Origin of the sequence: Vibrio sp. 10N.222.49.C12, from assembly GCF_041475025.1 — a bacterium.
GTDB lineage: Bacteria > Pseudomonadota > Gammaproteobacteria > Enterobacterales > Vibrionaceae > Vibrio > Vibrio crassostreae_C.
Map to the genome: position 1 here is coordinate 1 of NZ_JBFRVF010000140.1, position 1674 is coordinate 1674.

The following is a 1674-nucleotide window of genomic DNA, read 5'->3' on the forward strand; positions in this document are numbered from 1 at the left end:
CACCACCAGGGCACGCAATTCTTTATTGCGATGCCGATTACTGAAAAGTAAAACACCATCTTAATGTCGAAATGAATCAACACTACAAAATTTGGAGCGATACATCGGGTTCGAACCGATGACCTCAACCTTGGCAAGGTTGCGCTCTACCAACTGAGCTAGTATCGCATTTTCATTCTTAGTATCTCTTAACTTATCAAACTGAGAGAAAGAATGGAGGCGCCTCCCGGAGTCGAACCGAGGTCCACGGATTTGCAATCCGCTGCATAGCCACTCTGCCAAGGCGCCTTTAATAGTGATTTAAGAGAACAACTCTTTGTTCATCACTCTACTCAAAATGTAGAAGCTAGATAGATGGTGCCCCGGGCCGGACTTGAACCGGCACAGCGCGAACGCCGAGGGATTTTAAATCCCTTGTGTCTACCAATTCCACCACCAGGGCAACGCAATCTTGCGAGGCCGATTACTGAAAAGTAAAAACACCATCTCTCAGCGACCTAAGCCGTGAGAACGAGGTGTACTTTAACGGAAGGAAAAAATTCGTCAACAATAAATTTTATCTTTTAATTCAAGTGATTAATTATCGAACTCAAAAGAATAAATTTAGTGCAGCTTGTACGGTTCTTATACTTGGATTTCTAATTTAAACGGACAAATCACTGACAACCATTGATTCAAATACCAATTGAATGCGGTGATTTTATTGTTTTAAACCAAGCAAATGGCGTTTTCATGTGCTTTTCACATTCAACGATTAGAGTTTGAAGTAACTCTTATTAAGAAGTAAACATGTGAAACCACTAAAACGATATCAATATGAGCGCTATGCCGTTCTTTGTAACCTCGCCTACCCTAGAGTTTTTAAGCAGACTCGCTATGGTTTTGACCCTAATGGACAACGCATCATCAAGAACCAGTTTGGTAAAACCATGATTAGAGTGTTGTGGAGTAGCGACAAAGATGAAGTGGTTGTGGTAATCAAAGGATCGCACAGTATCTCAGATTGGCTACTAACCTTTGCTCTATGGACAAGAAGCTGTAAGAGAATTGGGCTCAATTATCGTGTGCATGCGGGTTTCTACCATCTAATGTTTCAAGAGAGCCAGCCAAGTCGTAATGAAGATAAGCTTGGCTTAACCGTTATTGAGCGCTTGGAAGCCACGCTCACACCTCTCATCGAACAAGGAAAAAGAGTGTCTATTACTGGCCACTCTTCCGGAGGCGCTATCGGTTGTGTCTTCGCTGATTACTTTGATCAAAAGTACCCAGGCTGTATTAAACGAATAGTGACTTTTGGCCAACCCGCCATTGGTGATTGGAGCTTTCGAAAGCACTATCGCATGAGTAAGAAGACCTACCGAATTTGCTGTGACATCGACATCGTGACCTTCATGCCACCGGTTCCTTTGCTCTATTGGCATGTAGGTAAAGTGCTTTGGCTTTATAACGGACGAATCTATGAGAACACTCCTACATTAATCCGCCTTGGTCGCTCTATCTTTAGTTGGCTGATAAGACCTTTCTCTTACCACTTGATGAGCAAGTATATCCGTAACAAAGATTTCTTTGATAAGCATTGAAATGGGTACGTAGGAAGCTTTTAGCGGGTCCAGAAACGAAAAAACCAGTCACTAGGACTGGTTTTTTCTGAATTATGGAGGCGCCTCCCGGAGT

At 42.8% G+C, this 1674-nt stretch carries 1 protein-coding gene and 3 tRNA genes; 1 reads left to right on the forward strand and 3 read right to left on the reverse strand.

Translation table 11 applies throughout. The features are described from left to right. Positions 1–92: 92 nt before the first annotated feature. From AB4583_RS21360 to AB4583_RS21370, 3 genes are all read right to left on the reverse strand, one after another. Positions 93–168: transfer RNA gene (locus tag AB4583_RS21360), tRNA-Gly, on the reverse strand. A gap of 46 nt (positions 169–214) precedes the next feature. Then, positions 215–288, reverse strand: a tRNA-Cys gene (locus AB4583_RS21365). Between the two features lie 67 nt (positions 289–355). Then, positions 356–442 (reverse strand) — tRNA-Leu (locus tag AB4583_RS21370). Positions 443–791: 349 nt separating this feature from the next. On the opposite strand from AB4583_RS21370, the gene AB4583_RS21375 reads away from it, so the two are divergent. Next, positions 792–1580: a lipase family protein gene (locus tag AB4583_RS21375; RefSeq protein ID WP_017064543.1), complete on the forward strand. Its 789-nt coding sequence runs from the start codon at positions 792–794 to the stop codon at positions 1578–1580. The last annotated feature ends 94 nt before the right edge of the window (positions 1581–1674 follow it).